Origin of the sequence: Methylomonas subterranea (assembly GCF_024505185.1) — a bacterium.
In the GTDB taxonomy this organism is placed as follows: domain Bacteria; phylum Pseudomonadota; class Gammaproteobacteria; order Methylococcales; family Methylomonadaceae; genus Methylomonas; species Methylomonas subterranea.
This window is the reverse complement of record NZ_JANIBJ010000091.1, coordinates 1-1,096: the sequence shown is the minus strand read 5'-3', so window position 1 is coordinate 1,096 and position 1,096 is coordinate 1. Positions and strand designations below refer to the sequence as shown.

Annotated in this window: 1 protein-coding gene; it reads right to left on the bottom strand. The window is 39.8% G+C overall.

What is annotated here, in order from left to right; genetic code table 11:
- On the bottom strand, positions 1–952 hold a 952-nt coding region (locus NP590_RS20405), incomplete at its 3' end, for a tyrosine-type recombinase/integrase (protein WP_256604585.1).
- Positions 953–1,096: the final 144 nt, after the last annotated feature.

The window sequence follows — 1,096 nt, the reverse complement described above, 5'->3', positions numbered from 1 at the left end:
CACTAGCTCTTAAATGAGTATATCTTTTCAACATTCCTAATGTTTTATGCCCAGTAACAGAACTAACTTCCATAGTATTTAGTCCTTTTTCAAATAATCTTGAAGTTGCTTCATGTCTTAAATCATGAAACCTTAGATTATCAAGTCCAGCTCTTACACAAGCCCTATGAAATGCCTGTGATACTGAATCTGGTTTAGTTATAAAGACGGTTTCAGCTTTCTTGGGTAGTTGTTCCAGTATCTCAATTGCCCTACTAGACAAAGGAACCGCTCTTGATTCCCCGTTTTTGGTATCTGGAAGCAATACATAGCGGTTTTTTATATCTATATTGCCCCATTGCATGGCTAGAAGCTCTGACCTTCTCATGCCGGTTTCTATGGCTAACTGAACAATGCTTATCATTTCATCGGTTTCAGCTAATTGCCTTATCAATTCATTGATTTCATCAGGAGTTAGCCTTCGATCTCGATTTTTTGAAGCTGGTGGCTTTCTTACAAGTCTTGCCGGATTACTAACTAAAGGTATTCCCCAGTCTTTAATTGCCACATTGAACAAATGAGACACGTCACAAAGCTCTCTAAGCACTGTTCCGCTAGATTTACCTGATTTAAGCCTTGAGTCTCGATAGCTTGCAATGTGTTTACTTTGAATCGAGGCCACTACTAATGAACCTAAATGCTTTTTGAGGTTACTTAACCGATAAGCCTCTTGCTTGCTACCTTTTTTAGTGGGTGTAACTTCAACTAGATAGCGGTCGATTAATTCGCCTAATGTCGTTCTTTCTGCCTCGCTACGATCTACAAAACATCCATGGTCAATTTGAGATTCGATTGATCTTGCCCATTGTTCAGCAAGAGACTTACTAGAAAATGATTTGCTTATTGGGCTTTCACCCTTGCGTCTAACTTGTACTTGCCAAGAACCACTTGGTAGCTTTCTGATGGTTGCCATAGCCGTTTTATCCTGTTCACTGTGAATGATTTGTGAACGAAAAGCTGCTATGCACTGGTTTTAGTCTATTTACTAGCTATAACCCTTTGATTTAAATGGTGCCGGCAATAGGAATCGAACCTACGACCTTCGCGTTACGAGTGC